Source organism: Streptomyces sp. NPDC007189 (assembly GCF_040703635.1).
Lineage (GTDB): Bacteria > Actinomycetota > Actinomycetes > Streptomycetales > Streptomycetaceae > Streptomyces.
In genome coordinates this window covers 25,076-44,206 of the sequence record NZ_JBEYEY010000026.1, presented here as the reverse complement: position 1 = coordinate 44,206, position 19,131 = coordinate 25,076, and the positions used below count along the sequence as shown (strand labels likewise).

19 protein-coding genes and 4 pseudogenes are annotated in these 19,131 nt (G+C 68.9%); 11 read left to right on the top strand and 12 right to left on the bottom strand.

Going from position 1 to position 19,131, the window contains the following annotated elements:
* The first annotated feature begins 397 nt into the window (after positions 1-397).
* Positions 398-595 carry a hypothetical protein gene (locus AB0950_RS36525; RefSeq protein WP_360161357.1) on the top strand — a complete coding sequence of 66 codons (198 nt, stop codon included), beginning with the start codon at positions 398-400 and terminating at the stop codon, positions 593-595.
* A 123-nt stretch (positions 596-718) separates the two neighbouring features.
* Here AB0950_RS36525 and AB0950_RS36520 read toward each other — a convergent pair whose 3' ends face one another.
* Positions 719-967 (bottom strand): hypothetical protein, encoded by a 249-nt coding sequence (locus tag AB0950_RS36520; RefSeq protein WP_360161358.1) that lies wholly within the window; start codon positions 965-967, stop codon positions 719-721.
* A 338-nt stretch (positions 968-1,305) separates the two neighbouring features.
* On the opposite strand from AB0950_RS36520, the gene AB0950_RS36515 reads away from it, so the two are divergent.
* Positions 1,306-1,689 (top strand): hypothetical protein, encoded by a 384-nt coding sequence (locus AB0950_RS36515; RefSeq protein WP_366780378.1) that lies wholly within the window; start codon positions 1,306-1,308, stop codon positions 1,687-1,689.
* 99 nt (positions 1,690-1,788) lie between these two features.
* Here the strand turns inward: AB0950_RS36515 and AB0950_RS36510 are convergent, their stop codons facing one another.
* On the bottom strand, positions 1,789-2,187 hold the full coding sequence (locus AB0950_RS36510) for a gas vesicle structural protein GvpA (RefSeq protein WP_360161362.1): 399 nt from the start codon (positions 2,185-2,187) through the stop codon (positions 1,789-1,791).
* A 263-nt stretch (positions 2,188-2,450) separates the two neighbouring features.
* Here AB0950_RS36510 and AB0950_RS36505 point away from each other — a divergent pair.
* Both AB0950_RS36505 and AB0950_RS36500 read left to right on the top strand, forming a co-directional pair.
* Positions 2,451-2,564, top strand: a pseudogene (locus AB0950_RS36505) (IS5/IS1182 family transposase); the annotation flags it as partial.
* A 1-nt stretch (position 2,565) separates the two neighbouring features.
* Positions 2,566-3,096: pseudogene (locus AB0950_RS36500) on the top strand (SDR family oxidoreductase); the annotation flags it as partial.
* Positions 3,097-3,516: 420 nt separating this feature from the next.
* Here AB0950_RS36500 and AB0950_RS36495 read toward each other — a convergent pair.
* The 7 genes from AB0950_RS36495 to AB0950_RS36465 form a co-directional block, all read right to left on the bottom strand.
* Entirely contained in the window at positions 3,517-4,494 is a 978-nt protein-coding gene (locus tag AB0950_RS36495) for a glycoside hydrolase family 3 N-terminal domain-containing protein (RefSeq protein ID WP_366780377.1), read from the bottom strand.
* Positions 4,495-4,976: 482 nt separating this feature from the next.
* Positions 4,977-5,420: an ester cyclase gene (locus AB0950_RS36490; RefSeq protein WP_366780376.1), complete on the bottom strand. Its 444-nt coding sequence runs from the start codon at positions 5,418-5,420 to the stop codon at positions 4,977-4,979.
* 577 nt (positions 5,421-5,997) lie between these two features.
* Positions 5,998-6,267, bottom strand: coding sequence for a hypothetical protein (locus AB0950_RS36485; protein WP_366780375.1), 270 nt, complete (start codon positions 6,265-6,267; stop codon positions 5,998-6,000).
* Between the two features lie 373 nt (positions 6,268-6,640).
* Positions 6,641-6,829, bottom strand: coding sequence for a hypothetical protein (locus AB0950_RS36480; protein ID WP_360161370.1), 189 nt, complete (start codon positions 6,827-6,829; stop codon positions 6,641-6,643).
* Between the two features lie 103 nt (positions 6,830-6,932).
* Entirely contained in the window at positions 6,933-8,261 is a 1,329-nt protein-coding gene (locus tag AB0950_RS36475; RefSeq protein ID WP_360161372.1) for an enolase C-terminal domain-like protein, read from the bottom strand.
* Positions 8,262-8,350: 89 nt separating this feature from the next.
* Positions 8,351-9,676 carry a gluconate:H+ symporter gene (locus AB0950_RS36470; protein WP_366780374.1) on the bottom strand — a complete coding sequence of 442 codons (1,326 nt, stop codon included), beginning with the start codon at positions 9,674-9,676 and terminating at the stop codon, positions 8,351-8,353.
* 276 nt (positions 9,677-9,952) lie between these two features.
* Positions 9,953-10,873, bottom strand: coding sequence for a LysR substrate-binding domain-containing protein (locus tag AB0950_RS36465; RefSeq protein ID WP_360161376.1), 921 nt, complete (start codon positions 10,871-10,873; stop codon positions 9,953-9,955).
* Between the two features lie 455 nt (positions 10,874-11,328).
* Between AB0950_RS36465 and AB0950_RS36460 the strand changes: the two genes are divergently transcribed.
* Both AB0950_RS36460 and kdgD read left to right on the top strand, forming a co-directional pair.
* On the top strand, positions 11,329-12,510 hold the full coding sequence (locus tag AB0950_RS36460) for a mandelate racemase/muconate lactonizing enzyme family protein (RefSeq protein WP_360161378.1): 1,182 nt from the start codon (positions 11,329-11,331) through the stop codon (positions 12,508-12,510).
* Positions 12,511-12,778: 268 nt separating this feature from the next.
* Complete coding sequence (gene kdgD, locus AB0950_RS36455; RefSeq protein ID WP_360161380.1) at positions 12,779-13,705, top strand: 5-dehydro-4-deoxyglucarate dehydratase; 927 nt, start codon at positions 12,779-12,781, stop codon at positions 13,703-13,705.
* Between the two features lie 114 nt (positions 13,706-13,819).
* On the opposite strand, the pseudogene AB0950_RS36450 reads toward kdgD, so the two are convergent.
* Positions 13,820-14,169, bottom strand: a pseudogene (locus tag AB0950_RS36450) (hypothetical protein); the annotation flags it as partial.
* Between the two features lie 28 nt (positions 14,170-14,197).
* Positions 14,198-15,274, bottom strand: a complete 1,077-nt coding sequence (locus AB0950_RS36445) for a hypothetical protein (RefSeq protein ID WP_360161432.1) — start codon at positions 15,272-15,274, stop codon at positions 14,198-14,200.
* Positions 15,275-15,487: 213 nt separating this feature from the next.
* Between AB0950_RS36445 and AB0950_RS36440 the strand changes: the two are divergent.
* Together AB0950_RS36440 and AB0950_RS36435 are read left to right on the top strand one after the other, a co-directional pair.
* Positions 15,488-15,598 (top strand): annotated as a pseudogene (locus AB0950_RS36440) (IS5/IS1182 family transposase); the annotation flags it as partial.
* Positions 15,599-15,654: 56 nt separating this feature from the next.
* Positions 15,655-15,936 carry a glycosyltransferase family 2 protein gene (locus AB0950_RS36435; RefSeq protein WP_360161382.1) on the top strand — a complete coding sequence of 94 codons (282 nt, stop codon included), beginning with the start codon at positions 15,655-15,657 and terminating at the stop codon, positions 15,934-15,936.
* A 188-nt stretch (positions 15,937-16,124) separates the two neighbouring features.
* On the opposite strand, the gene AB0950_RS36430 is transcribed toward AB0950_RS36435, so the two are convergent.
* Positions 16,125-17,219, bottom strand: a complete 1,095-nt coding sequence (locus AB0950_RS36430) for a hypothetical protein (protein ID WP_360161384.1) — start codon at positions 17,217-17,219, stop codon at positions 16,125-16,127.
* A 515-nt stretch (positions 17,220-17,734) separates the two neighbouring features.
* Between AB0950_RS36430 and AB0950_RS36425 the strand changes: the two genes are divergently transcribed.
* The 3 genes from AB0950_RS36425 to AB0950_RS36415 all read left to right on the top strand — a co-directional run bounded on the left by AB0950_RS36425 (position 17,735) and on the right by AB0950_RS36415 (position 18,759).
* A complete protein-coding gene (locus tag AB0950_RS36425; protein ID WP_360161386.1) occupies positions 17,735-18,037 on the top strand; it encodes an XRE family transcriptional regulator in 303 nt (100 codons plus the stop codon).
* Positions 18,038-18,343: 306 nt separating this feature from the next.
* Positions 18,344-18,478, top strand: coding sequence for a hypothetical protein (locus tag AB0950_RS36420; protein WP_360161388.1), 135 nt, complete (start codon positions 18,344-18,346; stop codon positions 18,476-18,478).
* A 20-nt stretch (positions 18,479-18,498) separates the two neighbouring features.
* A complete protein-coding gene (locus tag AB0950_RS36415) occupies positions 18,499-18,759 on the top strand; it encodes a DUF6003 family protein (RefSeq protein ID WP_360161390.1) in 261 nt (86 codons plus the stop codon).
* Positions 18,760-19,131 lie beyond the last annotated feature (372 nt).

Below are 19,131 nucleotides of genomic sequence, written 5' to 3'. Positions count from 1 at the left end.
GGCGGCAGACCGCGCAGCGACATGTGGTGCGCCTGCCGCGCGGCCGCCGGCGGGAGAGCGCGATGCGGGGACCCGGTGGTCCTGACGGTGTGCGCCGACCGTGCCGGTCGGCTGTGGCGCATTGCGGAGATGTGCGCCCGATGCGCGGCCGCCACCCCCGGCTGCCGTGTCCTGAACACCTGGCTACCACCTCGCCGCGTTCCCGGACCAAGGCGGACCGGCCCCAGACGCAGCGAGGAAGCCGGGCGCGGACCCGGAACCGGCGGGCGCGCCGACCGCGCTCCTGGAACCGATCGGCCTGGTCAGGTTCGTCGCGACCAGTGCAACGAGGAACTGGCCGCGCTCGGCCACCGGACCTACTGGGACGGCTGCTTCGCCAGCCGCGCCGCTGGGGCGGGTGCTGGCGGAGGTCGTGCACGCGGCCTTCTACAACTTCGCCGACGGGGACGCCGCACGGCACATCCCGAGCGCCTGGGTGACCATTGCGCGCGAGGCCTCCGTCGCGGCGCGAGAAAGGGGCAGCGCGGCCTCCCTGCGGCGGATCCTCATCGACGAACTAGCCGGCTCCCCGGCCTGGTGCGCGCCGCCGACCTGATCACCAAGGCCGCGACGAACGCCCCCATCGAAGACCGGGTGATGTACGCGGGGACGCGCACCCTTGCAGTGCCGAGCGACCCGGTTGCCCGGCTGAGGCATTCCGCCACCGGCGCGGGCGCTCTCAGCCGCCCTGATGCGTCACTATCGAATCGAGCTCGGCCGCCACCGCCTCGAGGTCCCCGGACGCCAACCGGTCGCCGCCCAGGCGCTCGACAAGATCCCGGCGGGAGACGATCTTCATGGCGCCTCGATAACGCTCCAGGTCCGCGTCGGCGGACTCCACCACCTCGACCCGGCCGCGGAGCAGCACAAGCGTGGCGTCCCCCTCGGTACGGTTGAGCAGGTTACGCACATGATCCGCAGTGATCATCGATCTCCTCCTGCCCTTCTGCGGGTGACCATCGGGACCCAACGGGCCCGTGCCCGCCCTCAGCCGACCCCCTGCTCACCGCTGTACGATCTGGCCCCCACACGCACGGCCGGCCTCGCGCGCACGTCCTACGAACGGCTGTCGACGAGCAGAGGTCAGGTTCCACCGCTTCGTGGGTGCCCGTCGGCCCCAGCCGGAAACCGGAACGCCCAGCGAGCCAGGGCTGACCTCGAGACAACGGTCCGCGTCACGGTAACCGCCGAAGACGCGGCCGCAGGCAGGGCGCTGTGGGCCCGCATCGCCGAGCACCAGGGCGGCGGACGGTGGGGCACGGCTGCGTGAGCACCGCCGTCGTCCTGGACCACAGCGCGTTACTGGCCCTGCACCACGCCCATCCCGTGCTGCTCGGCCTGTACATCGAAGCCGGTCGCGGGCATGGAAGCCTGCACCTGCCCGCACTGTCGCTGTATGCCGCCGTGCGCGAGCCGTCGCGGCGTCGGCTCTCCTCCATCGGCGCCCGCGCGGTGTTCAGGTTCGAGCCCTTCGACCCTGACAGCGCCGTCGCCGCCGGGACAGTGGTCGCCGACTGGCGCATCGGCCACGCGCTGACCATGGCCCTGCCCTCGGCCGCGTGGCCACACGGCCGCCCCGTGCTGTCGCTGCAACCAGAGCTGTACGACAACACTCCCATCTCCCCACTCGACCCCGACTCATCCGCCTAGAAGGCCGTGTACTGAGTCGGGGTCATGCACCACGTCTCGTGGTCACGGCGTGAGAGCGACTGCGAGGCGCGATGATTGCGTAGACGTGACATCTCATCCTCACTCCCCTCTGCTGCGTGCGGCACGGTCGCCCTGCCGCTCGCGGCCCTCGTCACGTGCCTGCTGGAACGCATCGGCGATCGTCTCCGCGGCACCCGACAGGGCGCCCTTGGTCTTGCCTCGGGCGCCGGACTCCGTGAGCTGTCCCGTGAGCTCCGTGAGCCCGGCCGGCTTGCTCGGTCCCGCTTCCAGGTCGAGGCGGTTGCACGCCTCGGCGAAGCGGAGGTAGGTGTCAACGCTGGCGACCACAACGCGTATGTCGATCTTGAGTATCTCGATACCGACGAGGGAGACCCGGACGAACGCGTCGATCACCACCCCGCGGTCGAGGATGAGTTCCAGAACGTCGTACAGGCCGCTGGTACCGCCCCCGCCGCCCTGCTGTGTCGCTACGGTCATTGCGACCAGCCCCTTGCCATCTCCGCACGGTCCCGTCGGCGCTGCCTTCCATGCGACGCGGGCTGTTCCCGAGGGCGAGTAGCCCCCACCGCCCACACGCAAACACATGTACGAACTCGACGAGAGACACCCCGCAACCGAAGGCTGGATGACCAGGACCACCGCCCGGCGCCTGAACCTCGGTCTCAGTGGTGCGCTGCCGTGGGCGTAGCCCTGTACAGCTAGAGCGTGTCTCTATTAGCGCGCTCGTCGGTTGATCGGGTATGCCTGTCCGATTATTGATCGCTGATGCGATGTGGGACCGGATCAAGCCGCTGATGCCAGCCGATCCGGTCAGCGTGCGGCGGTGGTTCGACCACGGCCGCACGCTCGAGGCCAGCAGCGGGTGACCTGGCGACCGAGCAGGGCACCGCCGAGGTCCTGAAGGCCGTGCCCGCGGTCGACATCCTCGTCAACAACCTCGGCATCTTCGTCAGCGCCGCCCCGCTGGAGATCGAAGGCGCCGAATGGCGCCGCTACTTCGAGGTCAACGTCCTGTCCGCCGTCCGGCTCATCCGCGCCTACCTGCCCGGCATGAAGGAACGCGGCTGGGGACGGGTCCTTAACCGCGCCAGCGACTCCGCCATGGGCATCCCCGCCGAGATGATCCACTACCGGAACACGAAGACCTCGCTGCTCGCGGTCAGCCGCGGATTCGTCGAGGACGCCGACGGCACCGGGTAACCGTCAACTCCGTCATCGCCGGTCCCACCCACACCGGTGGAGTCGAGGAGTTCCTCCGCGCACTCGTCGGCGGCGAACTGCCCTGGGACAAAGCGCAGCGCGCGTTCATGGTCAAGTACCGGCCCTCAGTCCCTGATCCAGCGCCTCATCGAACCCGAGGAGATCGCCGACATGGTCGTCTATCTCCGCCTCGGGATGCCGCTCGGCGGTGGACCTGGCTGCTTGGTCACCGCCCACACGCAGCTCCGTCTCACTCGGCCGTCGGCCCCGGATTTCCGCCGCCCTGGCAGAGAGGGCGGCCGAGCCAGGGCCGGCTGACCCCTGCCCGGTCCGCCAGTGGTTCGACAGTCTCCGACCGAGCTTGCGCTGCCCTGTTCGCGCAGCGACACCGCACCGGGCCGGCCCCGGCCGACCGCACGTCCCGAAGAACGAGACCCCGCCCCACCACCCGCTACGACGGTGACAGAAGGCTCAGGCGGCCCGAGACAATCACGGAATGTAACCAGTCCGACCATGAGGAACAAGCCGTGACGCGCCGGTTCACAAGTGATCGACCAGATCGCCCTCCTCGGAGAAGGGCTCACAGTCGCCACTCGCACGCTGGCCTCAGGAGCAGAGATTCACGTGCCGCACGGCCAGAACGTGCCCCGCCGCGTCGATGAGGCGGCTGCGGGAGAGATGTCCGCCGGCCACCGCGTCCGTGATCGCCGTGGCGATCGAGGAGGTCTGGGAGCTGATGTTGCCCTTCAGGTCGAACATGACCATGTCGGCGCCGGAACGCAGGGCTTGGAGGGCGGCCGTGGAGACGCTGAACCCGGCGGCCGAGATCGCCTTGGCGCTGAGCGAGTCGGTGAGCACCAGGCCCTTGAAGCCCAGCTTGCCGCGCAGTTCGGAGGTGATGACGGTAGGTGACAGGCTCGCCGGATTGGTGCCCAGGCCTGGCACGGTGTTGTTGGCGACCATGATGGCCGGGGCACCGGCTTTGATGGCCGCGGTGAACGGCGGGACGGCCACCTTCTGCAGGGTGGACCAGGGCAAGGTGCGGGCGGGGCCGAAGTCGGAGTTGTAGCTGGAGCCGCCAAGGCCCGGGAAGTGCTTGACGACAGGTATCACATGCCCGGCACGCAACCCGTTCATGTACGCGGCACCGTCCTTGGACACCACAGAGGTGCTGCCGCTGAACGACCGCCACCCGTCGGGGTTCGTCTTGCTGGGGGCCACGTTCCTGCCGTCGACGTCGACCACCGGCGCGAGGTCCATGTTGACCTGGGCGGCCGCCATCTTGGTGGCGACCTTCGTGACGTTCTGCTGAACCTGGGCCGGGGTCCAGTGCGCGCCCATGTAGGAGGCCCAGGGCAGGGACCCGACGAGGTTCGACATCCGCTGGATTCCGCCGCCCTCCTCGTCGGTCATGACCAACAGGCCCAGGTGGCCCGGCACATGGGATTTGAGTGTGTTCAGCCGTGAGCCGAGGTCGGACGGCGCCTTGCTGCCGAAGAGCAGCACACCGCCCGCGCCGGCGCTCACCTCGGAGGTGACGTCGGACACCGAGGTTTCCGACACCGGGACCGCGATGGTCAGCATGGCCAGCCGGCGGTTCGACCACCCAGCCAGCTTCGCACTGTTGGTGCACGCGGTGGCGGTGGTGGTGAGGTCCGGAACGAAGGACGAGTGGGAGCGGGTGGGCGAAGCGGGTGGGACGGGAGACAGGCCGGGGCCACTGGTGGAGTGCGAGGTCGCCTTGGGGGTCCCCGTGCCACAGCCGGCCAGGAGCATCGCGGCGACGGCAGCGGCCGTGCTCAGCCTTCGTGCGTTCCTGGCCCGGCCGGAGACCCGCGTCGGTGCTGTCGCGTTTCTGGGGTCTCGGTACGACGGGAGATTCATCGCCAGGTCTCCTTCAGGATGTCGTGACGGTGCCCGTCGCGCTGCGGGCCGTAAGAGCACGGGAGGGGCTTTACGAGGTGAGATGCGCGCCGGCCCGCATTTGTTCGCTTGTCCACGGTCGGAGTACCAGGACCTCGCACCTAGGAGTCGGACGGGCCTTGGGCCGACGTGAGGCACATGTGTCAGTGTGTGCTCGGCACGCCGACCAGGTCACATCTCAGCGAGTCCGAGTCGGCGGAGCATGCCGCCTTCGTCGCTGCTGCCCAGCGCTCGGTGAACTTGTCGATACTGTCAAACCGGCTGGTTTGCACATCCCGGTAGCCGACCGTCTTGCCGGTCGGCGGCTGTGCCATCAGCTGTCCCCGATGTGTCCCAGCACTGGTGTAGGCGAAGGCCAACTCCTCACCGGTAGCCATCAGATGATCCACCGCCACATGCAGGTCGGGTAAGGCTGCTCGCAATGCGCCCAACAGGGCCTTGTACCCGTCGGGCCCCGGCATCCGTCCGGGACCTGGGTCGTGGTCGATCGAACCAGGCGCCACGATCTGCTCGAACGCGTCAAAACGGCCGTCGCGGACGGCCTCGGCGACCGCGGTCCGGGCGGTGATGTTCGTCTGCTGAGACATGGGCGCTCCTAGGGCACGTGTCCACCGTCGGCCCGTCCGCCAGGCACGGATCCACGTGTCCATGTCCTACGGCGACCGTACACCGGCCTCCTGCCCCCAGCACGTCCACGCCTCTCACCTGCGGAAACTGCCGCCTGATGTCCCGCCCAGCCAAAGCTTCGGGCAGGGCCGACACTGCACGTGTGAGCGTGAAGGACGTTTGCGCTGGTGGTTCCCGCAACGCACCCGGAACACCAGCAGCGGACGTTCTCCCGGCCGGGGCGGGGACCGACCGGGCTTCTGTCGGCGAGTGATCTCACCATGTCCGGAGTCGACGACACGATACTGACGGGAGGCAGAGCGGAGGCGCGTTGCTCGGCGCCGTCCTCCCGAGGCGCTGCGGCATCGTCGTTCGATCATGGCCGCGGCAGCCGGTGGTCTGGTGATCCTGCCCTGTGCTGACGCCTCCCGCGCGCCCGCCGTCAGGCGCCCGGCCGGATGACCGATCGGACGCAACCGTCCGCCTTCTCCTTGAACATCCGGTAGGCACGCGGCGCCTCGTCCAGGGACAGGCTGTGCGTCGCCAGGTGGGCTGTGCTCAGATCACCGGCAGCCAGGTGGTCCAGCAGCATGGGACATACCGCTGGCCGTGCTGCTGGGCTCCGCGTAGGGTCAGGCCCTTGTTGATCACCGCGCCGAGGGGAAACTTGTCGACGGCGCCGGCGAAGACGCCGAGGACGAAGACTGTGCCGCCCTTGCGGCAGGCGTGGATGGCCTGCCGTACGGCAGTGGGACGGTCCGTCTGCAACCGCGGTTGCTGCTTGGCCTGGTCGTAGAGGTGTACGGGACTGTCGCTATGGGCCTCCATGCCGACTGCCTCGATACACACGTCGGGGCCCGCCACCGGGCCCATCAGGATCGCGGCAGGCGCCGCCATCTGCCCGACGGCCCCGCACCCCCACACCGCGACGCGACCATCCCCGCAAAGGTCACCTCGACGAGTTGCCCCGCGAATTCGATCCAGCACGGAACGGTCGCCTCACCGGAACGTGACCGCGATCGCGTCATGCATGACAGGCGCGCAGTGGCGCCCCGCAGTCGGCGCGGCGGGAACGCCACGAACACGGCCGACAGACCACCCCAGTCGCCAGGACCAGAATCACAGAACCGGGCGTGCCCGGCACGGGAGTCAGCCAACGCCTCTCACACACAGGCCGGCACAACCGCGGGGCCCCGGGAGGTCAGCAGGTGTGCTGCGGCGCCAGGAGCGGCAGCTCGGTGAACTCCTGCTGGCGCGCGGCCAGAAGGTCCTGAGGGCGCTGCAGGTGGCAGGCGAGGAACTGCACGCCGCCCTGGAAGAGTTCGAAGCCGATGATGGCCCACAACTGGCCGAGTTTCGCGACCGCCTGGCGGTGTTCTTCCTCGGTCATCTCGCGGCCGTCGGCCGATCCCGGCTCGCACGCACCGCGGTGCGGGCCTGCGACAGGCGGCGGATGGCCGAGCCTGGGATGTCGACCGGACCGCCGGGCCGCCTCACCGCACCAGGCAGGGCCGCTTGGGGTCGAAGGTCCAGTCCGGGACGAGGTAGCGCATGGCGTGTGTGTCGTCCCGGGCGCCGAGGGTCCTGCTCAGGTACAGCTCGTGAGCGGCGAGCAGGCGGTCCTTGTCGAGGGTGATGCCGAGGCCTGGTGCGTCCGGCAGGGCGATCTCGCCGCCGACGATGCGCAGGGGGTCCTCGGTGAGCCGCTCGGTGCCTTCTTGCCAGATCCAGTGTGTGTCGAGGGCGTTGTACGGCCCCGGCGCCGCCGCACCGCAGTGGGCGACCATGGCCAGGGAGATGTCGAAGTGGTTGTTGGAGTGGCAACCCCAGGTCAAGCCCATCGCGTTGCTCAACTGGGCGACGCGGACGGAGCCTTGCATGGTCCAGAAGTGCGGGTCGGCGAGCGGGATGGAGACCGACTGCAGGGCGAGCGCGTGGGTGAGCTGCCGCCAGTCGGTGGCGATCATGTTGGTGGCGGTGGGCAGGCCGGTGGCACGGCGAAATTCGGCGAGTATCTCCCGCCCCGAGTAGCCGCCCTCGGCGCCGCACGGGTCCTCGGCGTATGCCAGCGTGCCCAGCAGCGGCGCGCACAGCTCGACGGCCTCGCGCAGCGACCATGCGCCGTTGGGGTCGAGGGTGATGCGAGCCTTGGGGAAGCGCTCCTTGAGGGCGCGGACAGCGGCGACCTCCTCGGGCCCGGACAGCACACCGCCCTTGAGTTTGAAGTCCTGGAAGCCGTAGCGGCGTTCGGCGGCCTCGGCAAGGCGCACGATCGCCTCAGGAGTGAGTGCTTCTTCGCGGCGCAGCCGGTGCCAGTCGTCCTCGGCGTCGGGCTCGCGGAGGTAGTCGAGCTCGGTGCGGTCGGGGTCGCCGACGTAGAAGAGGTAGCCGAGGACGCGGACGGAGTCGCGCTGCTTGCCGTCGCCCAGCAGGGCGGCGACGGGGACCTCCAGGTGCTGGCCGAGCAGGTCGAGGAGGGCGGATTCCACGGCCGTGACGGCGTGCACGGTGGTGCGCAGGTCGAATGTCTGGGCGCCGCGGCCGCCGGCGTCCCGGTCGCCGAAGCGGGCACCGATCTCACGCAGCACGCGCTTGTAGTCGGCCACCGCAGCGCCGAGGATGAGGGGTGCGGCGTCCCGCAGGGTCTGGGTGATGGCCTCGCCGCCGGGGACCTCGCCTAGGCCGGTGCGTCCCTCGGAGTCGGTGAGGACGACGACGTTGCGGGTGAAGTACGGGGCGTGAGCCCCGGAGAGGTTCAGTTCCATGCTGTCGCGGCCGGCGACCGGGTAGACGGCGACATCGGTGACGGTGGGGCGGCTCACGCTGGTGCTCCTTGGTTGGTGCGGTGCCGTCGGCCGGACCGCGGTGCGGGCCGGCCGTATGCGGCTGCGGCTGCGGCGGCTGGGGGCGGTCAGAAGCCGGCGGCGTTGAGGGCCAGTACGCCGCCGAGGCCGAGGACGGCAAGGGCTGTGGTGTAGGTGGTGCGGGCCTTGATGGCGTCGAGCACCGACAGGTTGAAGTACTCCTTGAACATCCAGAAGCCGGGGTCGTTCATGTGGGAGAAGCCGATGGAGCCGCATGACACGGCGAGGACCATGAGTTCGGGTGAGACGCCGCTGCCGGCGAGCAGCGGGTGCGCCACTCCGGCGGCGGTGACGACGGCGACGGTCGCCGAGCCGAGCGCCACCCGCAGGATCACCGCGATCAGCCAGGCGAGGATCAGCGGGGAGATGTCCCAGCTGGACGTGACGTGCTTGATGTAGTCGGAGATGCCGCCTTCGGTGAGGACCTGCTTGAACGCGCCGCCGGCGCCGATCACCAGCAGGATCATGGACATGGCCTGGGCGGCGGAGGCGCAGGAGGACGCCACGTCCTGGAGGCTGCGCCCGATGCGCGGGCCGAAGGCCCAGCCCGCGAGGAGCAGGGTGAACAGCAGCGCGACCGGTGCGGATCCGATGAAGGTGACGAACGGCAGCGCGGGGGCGTCGTCCGGGACGCACATGTCGTAGACGGCGGCTCCGGCGATCAGAACCACCGGCACGAGCGCGACGGACAGGGCCCAGCCCAGATGCGGCATCTCCTCCTCGGTGAACCGCCGGTCGGAGACCAGTCCCTGGGGGATCGGCGGGTCCATGCGCCGCACGAAGGACAGGCGCGGCCACACCAGCGCGATGAGCGCGGCGAACGGGATGCTGAACAGCAGGCCGATGGCGAGGGTCTTGCCGACGGACGCGTGGAAGGTGCCGACCACGGCAGTCGGGCCCGGATGGGGCGGCAGGAAGCTGTGCATGGTCGACAGGGCGATCGACATCGGCAGGCCGATCCACAGCAGCCGGCTGCCGGTCCGCCGCACCAGGGTGAAGGCGACCGGCACGAGGATGACGAAGGCCACCTCGTAGAACATGGTCACGCCGATGATCATGGAGGTGACGACCATCGCGAGCTGCACCCAGCGTGCGCCGAACGCGTCGACCAGGCTGTCCGCGATGCGCTGGGCGGCACCGCTGTCACCCATGACACGTCCGATCATGGCGCCGAGCCCGATGGTGATCATCGAGTCGCCGAGCTGGCCGCCGATGCCCTCACTGAGGACGTCGGGCAGCTTGGCCATGGGTATGCCCTGCACCAGTGCCACCGCGATGGACACGAACAGCAGGGCGACGAAGCCGTTGACCTTCAGCTTCGTCATGAGGAAGAGCAGAACCAGCACGCTGATTCCGACGACAACGAGGGGCATACGCTGTCCGTTTCTCCGTCGAACCGGGACAGAAGGCGGGAAGTACGGAAGGGCCGTCGGGCAACGGTCAGGAAAGGGGACCCAGCAAGCGGAAACACGCCACGGCGGCTGGGCAGAGACGTTAGACCTGCATACGATGCCGGTCCATAATCAAATTTGTATCGACTGATACCCGCCGAGCATCGCCGGCCCATGGTCCGGCCGTGCGGACCGCTGCCGACGGGTACACACACCCGCGACTCTCCCCCGGCTCCCTGCCAGCGTCCGCTCCGCAGGTCAGCCCAGGTCCGGGTGGGGTCGAGGCAGCGCGATGCCGTCGGCGACCCGGTCGAGCAGAGCGTGCAGGGCCGGGTTGTCGTTGTCACGCCGCCAGGCCAGGCTCAGTTCGACTGGTTCCGGGTCACCGGGCAGCTCCACCGGCCTGAAGACGACGGTGGCGTACCTGAGGTGGCCGGCGGCAGCCGGCACCAGCGCCACGCCCCAGCCGCCGCCGACCAGGGCGAGGATGCTGTGCACCTGACTGAGGTATTGGGTGTAGACGGGGGTGACCCGGGCGGTGCGGAAGACGCTGACCAGCAGGTCGTGGAAGTAGCGGGCCTCCACCGGCGAGTACATGATCAGCGGCTGGCCTTCGAACGCGGAGAGGTGCAGCGGCCCGTCACCTGCGGCCAGCGGATGTCCCACGGGCAACGCGGCCAGCAGCGGTTCGCGCAGCGCCTGCCGGGCCTCCAGATCGACCGCGGTGACCGGCGGACGGACCAGGCCCAGGTCCAGTCCGCCCTCGCGCAGTTGCTCCAGTTGGTCACGGGTCACCATCTCCTTCAGCGTCACCTCCACCTCCGGCAGCGCGTCCCTGATCAACTCCAGCAGGGCGCCCAGGACGGCGTACGCACCGGCCGCGGTGAAGCCGACCGCGAGATTCCCCGCCCCACCCGCCGCTACCCGGCGCGCGGACAAGGTGGCCGTCTCGGCCTGCTTCAGCAGGCGCCGGGCCTCGACCAGGAAGGCACGCCCGGCCGGTGTCAGCCGGACGGCCCGGTTGGTCCGGTCCAGCAGGCGCACCTGCAAGCCATTCTCCAGGAGCTGGATTTGCCGACTGAGTGGCGGCTGGGTCATGCGCAGCCGCTCGGCCGCCCGCCCGAAGTGCAGTTCCTCTGCGACGGCCACGAAACCCGTGAGCTGGGCGAGCGTGAACATTGATGCCCTCCTTGTATTGCAACATCCAAAAACTATGTTGGACGTATATCAATAGCGGACGTAGCGTCGACGGTGATCGACAGGGTGATCTCCGCCTCTCCGGCCGCTCTCCACGGCCACGGGCCGCGGGCAGAGCCAGAAAGGGTGCGACCCGGCCGTGTTCCTGACCAATAGGCACATACCGGTCTTCGCCGGGTTGCCCGCAGCGGCGCCGGTCCTTTCTCCGGTCGCTGTTCGCGGCGGCACCGGTACCGGTCTCTTCCGGGGGCCGCCCGCGGCAGCACCGGTCGTTTCCGGGAGCCGCTTTTGCGGCGGCACCGGGTGGACGGTGCGCGAACGGCTAGTGGGCGGACATCGCTCCCGCCTGCTCCGCATCTCACTGCCGCAGGGCCGGCAAACCGCCGCGATCCTCAGCGGCCCGTAAGATTCCAACAGCGTCAGAACAGGGACACGAAGTGGTGACCACGACGAACACGACAGTCCAGGCCGCCCATGCCGCGGGCGAAGCCACCCTCGACCGCATCGCCTGGCTGCGCCTGTCCTCCATCACGCTGCCGCTGGCCACGCCGATCAGCGACGCCAAGGTCCTCACCGGCCGGCAGAAGCCGATGACGGAGGTCGCTCTCCTCTTCGTGGAGGTCATCACCGAGCAGGGGCACGAGGGCATCGGTTTCAGCTACTCCAAGCGCGCGGGCGGAGCCGGCCAGTTCGCGCACGCCCGGGAGATCGCCGACAACCTGATCGGCGAGGACCCCAGCGACATCGGCAAGATCTGGACCAAGCTCGTCTGGGCCGGAGCCTCCGTGGGCCGCAGCGGCTTGGCCACGCAGGCGATCGCGGCCTTCGACATCGCCTTGTGGGACCTGAAGGCCAAGCGGGCGGGTCTGCCGCTGGCCAAGCTGCTCGGCGCCCACCGGGACTCGGTCCGCTGCTACAACACCTCCGGCGGCTTCCTGCACACCCCGACCCAGCAGGTCCTGGACAACGCGGACGCGTCGCTGAGCCAAGGCATAGGCGGCATCAAGATCAAGGTGGGTCATCCCGACGGCGCCTTCGACCTTGCCCGCCTCACCGCCGTGCGGGAACACATCGGCGACGGCGTCCCGCTCATGGCCGACGCCAACCAGCAGTGGGACCGGCCCACCGCCCAGCGCATGGGCCGCGCCATGGAGGAGTTCAACCTCGTCTGGATCGAGGAGCCCCTCGACGCCTACGACGCCCAGGGGCACGCCGCGCTCGCCGCGTCTCTGGACACCCCCGTCGCCACCGGCGAGATGCTGGCCAGCGTCGCCGAGCACGTCGAGCTGATCCGGCTGGGCGCCTGCGACATCATCCAGCCCGACGCTCCCCGCATCGGCGGCATCACGCAGTTCCTCAAGCTCGCCCACCTCGCCGAGCACCACCACCTGCAACTCGCACCGCACTTCGCGATGGAGATCCACCTCCACCTCGCCGCCGCCTACCCCATCGAGCCGTGGGTGGAGCACTTCGACTGGCTGGAGCCGCTGTTCAACGAGCGCCTGGAGATCAAGGACGGACGCATGTACGTCTCCGCCCGCCCCGGCCTCGGCTTCACCCTCAGCGATCAGGCGCGTGCCTGGACGACCGCCGAGCACGAGGTGGGCTCCCGCCCCTGAGCCGACCCGCCGCCCTCCGGCCGCCGCGTCGGGACCCTCGTGCGGTCTGGCACGGGCACCGGCCGATCTCGTTGCGAGCCCTGCCCGCGTGCAGTGCCTGACCCCGGCGCGGGCAGCGCCGGCACGGACAACCGCGCTGCCCGTGCCGGGCCCACCGCGTCCTGCCGTCTGCCACGCCGTCGCCACGTCGGTGGCCGAAGCGCCTTCCCGGTCCCGATCCCACGCCGCCCTACCCCACCCCATCGACCCGTGACCTTCAGGAGCACCCATGACGTCCTTCACCCCGGCCCAACTGCGCAGCCGCCTCGGCTCCGGACTGCTGTCCTTCCCCGTGACCCACTTCGACGACGACCTGTCCTTCAACGAGGACGCCTACCGGGAGAACATCGTCCGGCTGGCCAAGTACGACGTCGGTGGTCTCTTCGCAGCGGGCGGCACCGGAGAGTTCTTCTCCCTGAGCCCCGCCGAAGTGGAGCAGGTCGTCACCGCGGCCGCGGACAGCGCGCCCGGCAACACGCCGATCCTGGCCCCGGCAGGCTACGGCACGACCACCGCGATCGAGCTCGCCGCCGCAGCCGAGCGGGCGGGCGCCGACGGCATCCTGCTCTTCCCGCCCTACCTCACCGAAGCCGGCCAGGAAGGCCTCGCCCGCCACGTCGAAGCCGTCTGCCGCTCCACCTCCCTCGGCGTCGTCGTCTACAGCCGCGCGAACGCCGTCTACTCCGCCGACACCATCGCCCGCCTCGCCGAGAACTGCCCCAACCTCATCGGCTACAAGGACGGTGTGGGCGACATCGACACCATGACCCGCATCCACACCCGTCTCGGCGAGCGCCTCATCTACATCGGCGGCCTGCCCACCGCCGAGACGTTCGCCCTGCCCTACCTGGAACTCGGAGTCACCACCTACTCCTCCGCCATCTTCAACTTCCTGCCGGAGTTCGCCCTCGACTTCTTCGCTGCGGTCCGCACCCGCCGCCACGACACGGTCACCCGCCTGCTCGCCGACTTCGTCCTGCCCTACACCGAGATCCGCAACCGACAGGCCGGTTACGCCGTCAGCATCGTCAAGGCCGGCATGACCGCGACCGGGCACAGCGCGGGCCCCGTCCGCCCGCCGCTGACTGATCTGACCCCGCCGGAGTTCGGGGAACTCAGTGCGCTGATCGCCAAGTACCACACCCCCACCGCCTGATCCCCCGCCGTTCCCGCAGGAGCCCCATGAGCGCCCCTCCCCCGCCCCGCGAGTCCGCCCCACGACCACCTGCCGTCGACCTGACGGGTGCGATGTTCATCGCCGACAGGCGCGTCACCGGTACGGGCGCCGAAGTGCGCTCCCTCGACGCCTGTACCGGCCGTCCGCTCGACCCGCCGTACCACCAGGCGAGCACGGCCGAGGTCGAAGAGGCCTGCCAGGCCGCCGAAGACGCCTTCGACACCTACAGGCCGGCACGAGGGAGAGGAAGTGCCGCAGATAGCGCGGGTTGACCCGGCGCATCGACAGCAGCACGTACAGGTCGGCGACCCCGCATCGGGGTCGTGCGCGGGCTCGCCGCGCACCCACGCGCCGAGCCGCAGGTAGCCGCGCAGCAGGGCGGGCAGCTCGCCGCGGCCCGAGGGGACCTCGGCGTTGGGGATCCAGGGCAGCAGCGGCCGTACGTCTGGCGTTGCCGTGCCGCTCTGGTGATCAACGGCTGCGGATCTGGTTTCCCCAGTGGTGACCGCAGGCGGACCACTTACCGCGGCCGCAGGGGCAGGCGCGGCTGCCGCGCGTGGGGTGGAAGGCGCGCCAGTACGTACGGCGGGTGAGCGTTGCCGCTGATGTCGTCAGGCCGAAGTCGTCCACGACGGCCAGGCCGTCTTCGAGAACGTTCAACATGTGGGTGCCGACGGAGATCAGGGAGTCAGCAACTGCGAAGGCGACGGTCGGTTCCAGAACTTGGACCGATTCTCCATCAGCGAGCGACATGGGAGATCGGGCGTAACTGCGCACCGTGACAGCACTTGAGGTGTGTACGAGCGGAGGTGTGGCGAAGGCGATTCTGGCTCCGAAGGCGGGGTGCGCGGCGTCGGAGAGCAGGTCATACCACTTCGGAAATCTGTCATCGCCCGTCGCTTTGGTCAACTTCTTCACGAGGGTCAGGACGTTGGTGGCCTGGAGCTTTTCGTTGCTGCCGGTCATCCTTGAACCAAACCCGGCCTTCAGCAGGACGGGAGCGAGCGCCTCGCGGACAAGGGCGGGACGTTTCAAGGCGTCTTTGGCGGCGGCTTTGCCGGTCCGCCATGCCTCGGCGATGGCGTTCTCCTCGTCTACCAGTGCTCCTGCTTCTTCGATGAGAGCCCGGGCCGTGACCGCGCCGGGGGTGATACGCCACCGGGTCAGGTTGTCCAGGCTGTCAGCGAAGAGGTCGGCGCTGCGCCAGGCGTGGACGAGCCACCAGCTGACCAGTCGCGTGTGCAGCTCAGGGTAGACAACAGCTGCCGCCGGATCGCGGGCTCCGGCTTCGGATGCCTGGTCCACGGCAAGGACAGTTGCGCCATCGTCGGAACGGACATAGACCCAGTCCTCAGCCTCCCGCCGGGCGAGGCGCTCCCACTTTTCCGCAGCGCGGCCTGTCAGGGGGGTCAGCAGCACTTCGGTGGTTCCCGCATCCTCGCTCATGCGGCGCAGCGCGGTGACACGGTCGGTGAGTTCCGCAAGGGCAGCGGTGCGCTGAGCGCCCAGCGCATCAGCAACCGCCTTGGTCAGTCCGGATTCATCCATGTTCACCGCACGAGACCTTAGCGACATTCCCCCTTGCAGCGTGAGGTGTTGGTGTTGCTGAAGGCACGCGGAGCGGCCCCGCCCAGTTTGGGACTCCCGGGGCCTGGCCTGCGACCGCACGGGCCCACATAGTCCCGGGGCCGGTTCCGGCGGTCGGCGGCGGTACCTGGGAAGAGTTCGGATCTGGTGACGGTGGTCCACTCTCGCAGAGCAGTGAAGGTCCTACGAGAGGCCGACCCCGGCTTCATCCTGCTGGACGGCACCCTGGCCGAGTGCGACCGGGTCGGCGACTCACGCGCCGACTCCTCCCACAAGCACCGGCGGCTGGCATCGGGCACGTCGTCATCGTGCCCGAGCATATTCCACGCCCGCAGAGAGTTGTGAAGATCGAATTCGTTCAAGTCCGCCTGCGTCGATCCAAGGCGGGTTGTCTATTTGTGCAGGTTACAGGCCTGGGGCTGCACCTCCGGAAGCGTGCGATCGCGCACGCATTGCGCGGACGCGTCGTGTCGGTTCCCCGCGCCTACGTCACCACCGACATGCCGGAGACCGTCAAGGGGACCTATCGCCAGCGGCTTCGCTGGGGCAAGTCCGGCTGGCGCTTCATCCCCTGGGAACTGACCAATCTTGCCCACGGCGTCGATGGCAACCCGGCTCATTGAGGTCTGCACCGAGGTCCTGCTGCAGATCCTCTACATCGGCCTAGCCGTGAACATGTGGAAGGGCGGAACCATCGCCTTCCTGCCTCACGCCTTCGCCACCGCTGGCGTCTTCATGGCCGCTGAGGCCCTCTTCTACGCCATCCTCAGGCCCGGACTGACCACCGCGGAACGCATCACTGCACCCCTGCTCATCCCGCTGTACACACTGATGATGTTTTCATCGTCTGCCCAGCCAAGTACTGGTCCATCACCAAGGTCAAGTCAGACAGCTGGCACACCCGAGAATCGGGAACAGCATCTTCACCGAACACCGCACCACCTGCGTGGTTCGGCGCCGAGGCATAACTGCGCCTTGCAGGCTCGTCGCGGCGGGATCCGAAAGATACGGGCCGGCCACGGCGTTGCAGGATGTAGAGGTTCCAGTTGTCGGGGTCGCCGATGTAGACGTACAGCTTGGGGTGCTCGCGGGTCCCGAACACCTCCCAGGTGTCCATGGGGCAGTCGTCGACAGACACATCCACCTCCTGGGACCACGGCCCGGTACCCCGTGTGTACTCCCAGGTACCGGTGCCGGTGCACCTGTGCACCACCGGTTCCAAAACGTCGTCGGAGTCGGCGAACGTCTCGACGCGGGTCGCCGTGGCCCTGCCATCCGCCGTGAGAATGAGCGTGCCGCCTCTTGCGTCGGACCAGGTGCCGGTGACCTGCTCCGTGCTCAGCCGCGGAGGCTCGTATCCGATCCCGGCCCACAGGCCGATGCCGGCGAGCGTGCCGGCGGCGACGACGGCGAGCGTCCCGTGCAGCGCCACCCGCCCGAACATCGCGCCGCCGGAGAGCCACGGGCGGTCCACCAGCAGCAACCTTCGGGCGACCAGCACCGTGGCGGCGAGCGCCGCGGTCACCGCGAGCCATACCCCCAGGCCCGCCAGGAGACCGGTCCGCGCGAGCATCGCCGCGGCCAGGGCGAAGGGGGCAGTTCCGGTGGCCGCCAGCGCCGGGACCCACCACCACGCCTCGCGTCGCGAGAGCCGGCGGCCGAGCCATCCGGCCACAACCAGCACCGGCATCACCACCCCGACCGACAGCAGGGCGCCGCACGCAGCTCCCGCCGCCGCCCCGAACGGCGCCATCACCACCAGGAAGATGACCGACATCGCGTTGTAGGACAACCCTGGACGCTCCTGGGTCTGCCCCCACACCACGAACGCGATCGCACCGATCACAGCCTCGACGAACAGCACCGACATCGAAGCCGCCAGCACCGCGCCGAACCTGTCCCCCACACGCGCCTGCCTCTGCACCGGCCACGCTTTTGAACGCATTCAAATCCCCTCCCGTCCCGCATCCTCCACCATGCGAGGTGAGCCGCTCCAACCGGGGCCCCCTTGAAGGGACTCCACCAAACCGGGGTCACCTCACTGGGGGCGTGACACGGCATCCAACGATGACCAGCCCGCTCCGTGACAGGACGACACCGCAGAGGAGCGGTGCCTCCTGGTGCCTCTTTTGCGCACCGGCCGTCAGGCGGGTGGCGTTGGTGTCTCGCTGCTCGCGTCTTTCTGAGTCGATCTTTTACGTCGGTACAGCCGCATCGCCCTCGTCATGTGGGTCATCGACGACAGCCGTTCGGGTGACCGTGGGGTCATAACGAACGTCGAGGGTAGGCGCGTCACTACAGCCAAAGAACACGCCATGCTGGGACGAGCCAGCGAACCAGGGATGTCACAGGGGCCGACGCAGCAGCAGGCGATCCCGGCGAGCCGGGCCTTCAGGTGGCTGACCGGACAGGAGAGAGAAGATGGACGATCTCGCGCGACTGATCCAGCACACGATGCGCCGCCGTCATTTGACGGCCCAGGCCGTCGCCGAGCAGACCGGTATTCGTACCCCTCGGGTCAAGGCGTTCGCAGAAGACGGTGCCAATGGCCCCATCCACCCCACCGACGACGAACTGAGGGAACTCGCCCGCACCCTGTCCCTGCCGCTGTCGGCGGTTCTGGGTATCGCACATCCCGCGGTCAAGTCGAAGGCGGCTTCCGAAGCACGAAGGCTGCGACAGCACGCCGGCGGTCGTAGGACACCAGCCCGGAGGTCTCACTAGCATGGGCGCCTTCCGATCTTGTGTGCGCCTCATACCGTAGCCTCGAAGAGCGGACCTCCGCCGCGGGCGAATTGGTACGGATGGAGGGTGATGACTGGCGAAGACAGCGGTGGCAGCCAAGCCTCGCGCGCAGGCGTACGCCTATGCGTCGATGTCGAGACGGTACTCAATGACCTAACAGGCGGTCATGGCGCGGGCTCGCCGCAGTTTCAAGCGGGAGAAGTGGCGGCATTCCAGTGGGTACTGGGGCGCTCCGGGAGCTCCCCGGTCACAGGCCGGGGGGTTCCTCACGCCCCAGATCTGGCGGTGCTGACGGCCGAACTGGACGCGGCGACAGTCCAGTTGGAGAACCCCAACGACTCGCCCGGCAACCACGACTATCTGCGAGGGATCCGCGCGGCGCTCAGCTGGGTGTGCGGATACGACACCGGGCTGCTCTGACCTCGTGATGACGGCACTGCATGTGCGGTGCCGTCATCACGAGGTCGGTGTGCCGCCAGCCCGACAATCGGCAGAGCGACGAGGAAGCCGTGCGCGTACAGCAAGAGTGCGCGCCCCCACCCGTGGCGGACATGGAGCGGGAGCTTCTGGACTTCCGGGATGTTGCTCAGGACTGGGAGATGCTTGTGCACCGGGTGCTGACAGCCGGTACCCCTGCGCCGCGTATCGCCCATCTCACCGGGCTGGATCCCCAGGAGATCAGTCGGCTGACCCGAAGCTGACAACGCGGCTGAGACACGGCGATAAGTTCCCAACAGTAACCGCTGACGACAAAGGGGGAGGGCATAAGAGCGGCGCCCCGCACGGTGACGGCGGACCCGCTCGCCTTGACGACGCTGAGGACTCAGTCCTGCTTCGGCGGGTCCTTCCCCGTCTGCCGTTGCTGTGCGCAAGCCTCCACGGCGACGCCCCGTACAGACCATCGATCACCGGCAGCATCAACCCCGTGCCCTGTCGGTCAGAGCGGACCGGTCATCACCGCATACCCATGCCAGAGCCGTGCGCACCCCGCTCAGGAAGTCAAGGCTGCCGGGCTGGTCATCGGGGTTTTCGAGCAGAGAGGCAGCCGCGTCCAACTCGGATGTCAGTTGGAG

Bases quoted from the DNA above. Each gene is read 5' to 3' on its own strand.
- AB0950_RS36520 (WP_360161358.1), bottom strand. From the start codon at position 967: ATGATCACTGCGGATCATGTGCGTAACCTGCTCAACCGTACCGAGGGG.
- AB0950_RS36510 (WP_360161362.1), bottom strand. From the start codon at position 2,187: ATGACCGTAGCGACACAGCAGGGCGGCGGGGGCGGTACCAGCGGCCTG.
- AB0950_RS36495 (WP_366780377.1), bottom strand. From the start codon at position 4,494: ATGCTGACCATCGCGGTCCCGGTGTCGGAAACCTCGGTGTCCGACGTC.
- AB0950_RS36490 (WP_366780376.1), bottom strand. From the start codon at position 5,420: ATGTCTCAGCAGACGAACATCACCGCCCGGACCGCGGTCGCCGAGGCC.
- AB0950_RS36485 (WP_366780375.1), bottom strand. From the start codon at position 6,267: ATGGAGGCCCATAGCGACAGTCCCGTACACCTCTACGACCAGGCCAAG.
- AB0950_RS36480 (WP_360161370.1), bottom strand. From the start codon at position 6,829: ATGACCGAGGAAGAACACCGCCAGGCGGTCGCGAAACTCGGCCAGTTG.
- AB0950_RS36470 (WP_366780374.1), bottom strand. From the start codon at position 9,676: ATGCCCCTCGTTGTCGTCGGAATCAGCGTGCTGGTTCTGCTCTTCCTC.
- AB0950_RS36465 (WP_360161376.1), bottom strand. From the start codon at position 10,873: ATGTTCACGCTCGCCCAGCTCACGGGTTTCGTGGCCGTCGCAGAGGAA.
- kdgD (WP_360161380.1), top strand. From the start codon at position 12,779: ATGACGTCCTTCACCCCGGCCCAACTGCGCAGCCGCCTCGGCTCCGGA.
- AB0950_RS36445 (WP_360161432.1), bottom strand. From the start codon at position 15,274: ATGGATGAATCCGGACTGACCAAGGCGGTTGCTGATGCGCTGGGCGCT.
- AB0950_RS36425 (WP_360161386.1), top strand. From the start codon at position 17,735: ATGGACGATCTCGCGCGACTGATCCAGCACACGATGCGCCGCCGTCAT.
- AB0950_RS36415 (WP_360161390.1), top strand. From the start codon at position 18,499: ATGTGCGGTGCCGTCATCACGAGGTCGGTGTGCCGCCAGCCCGACAAT.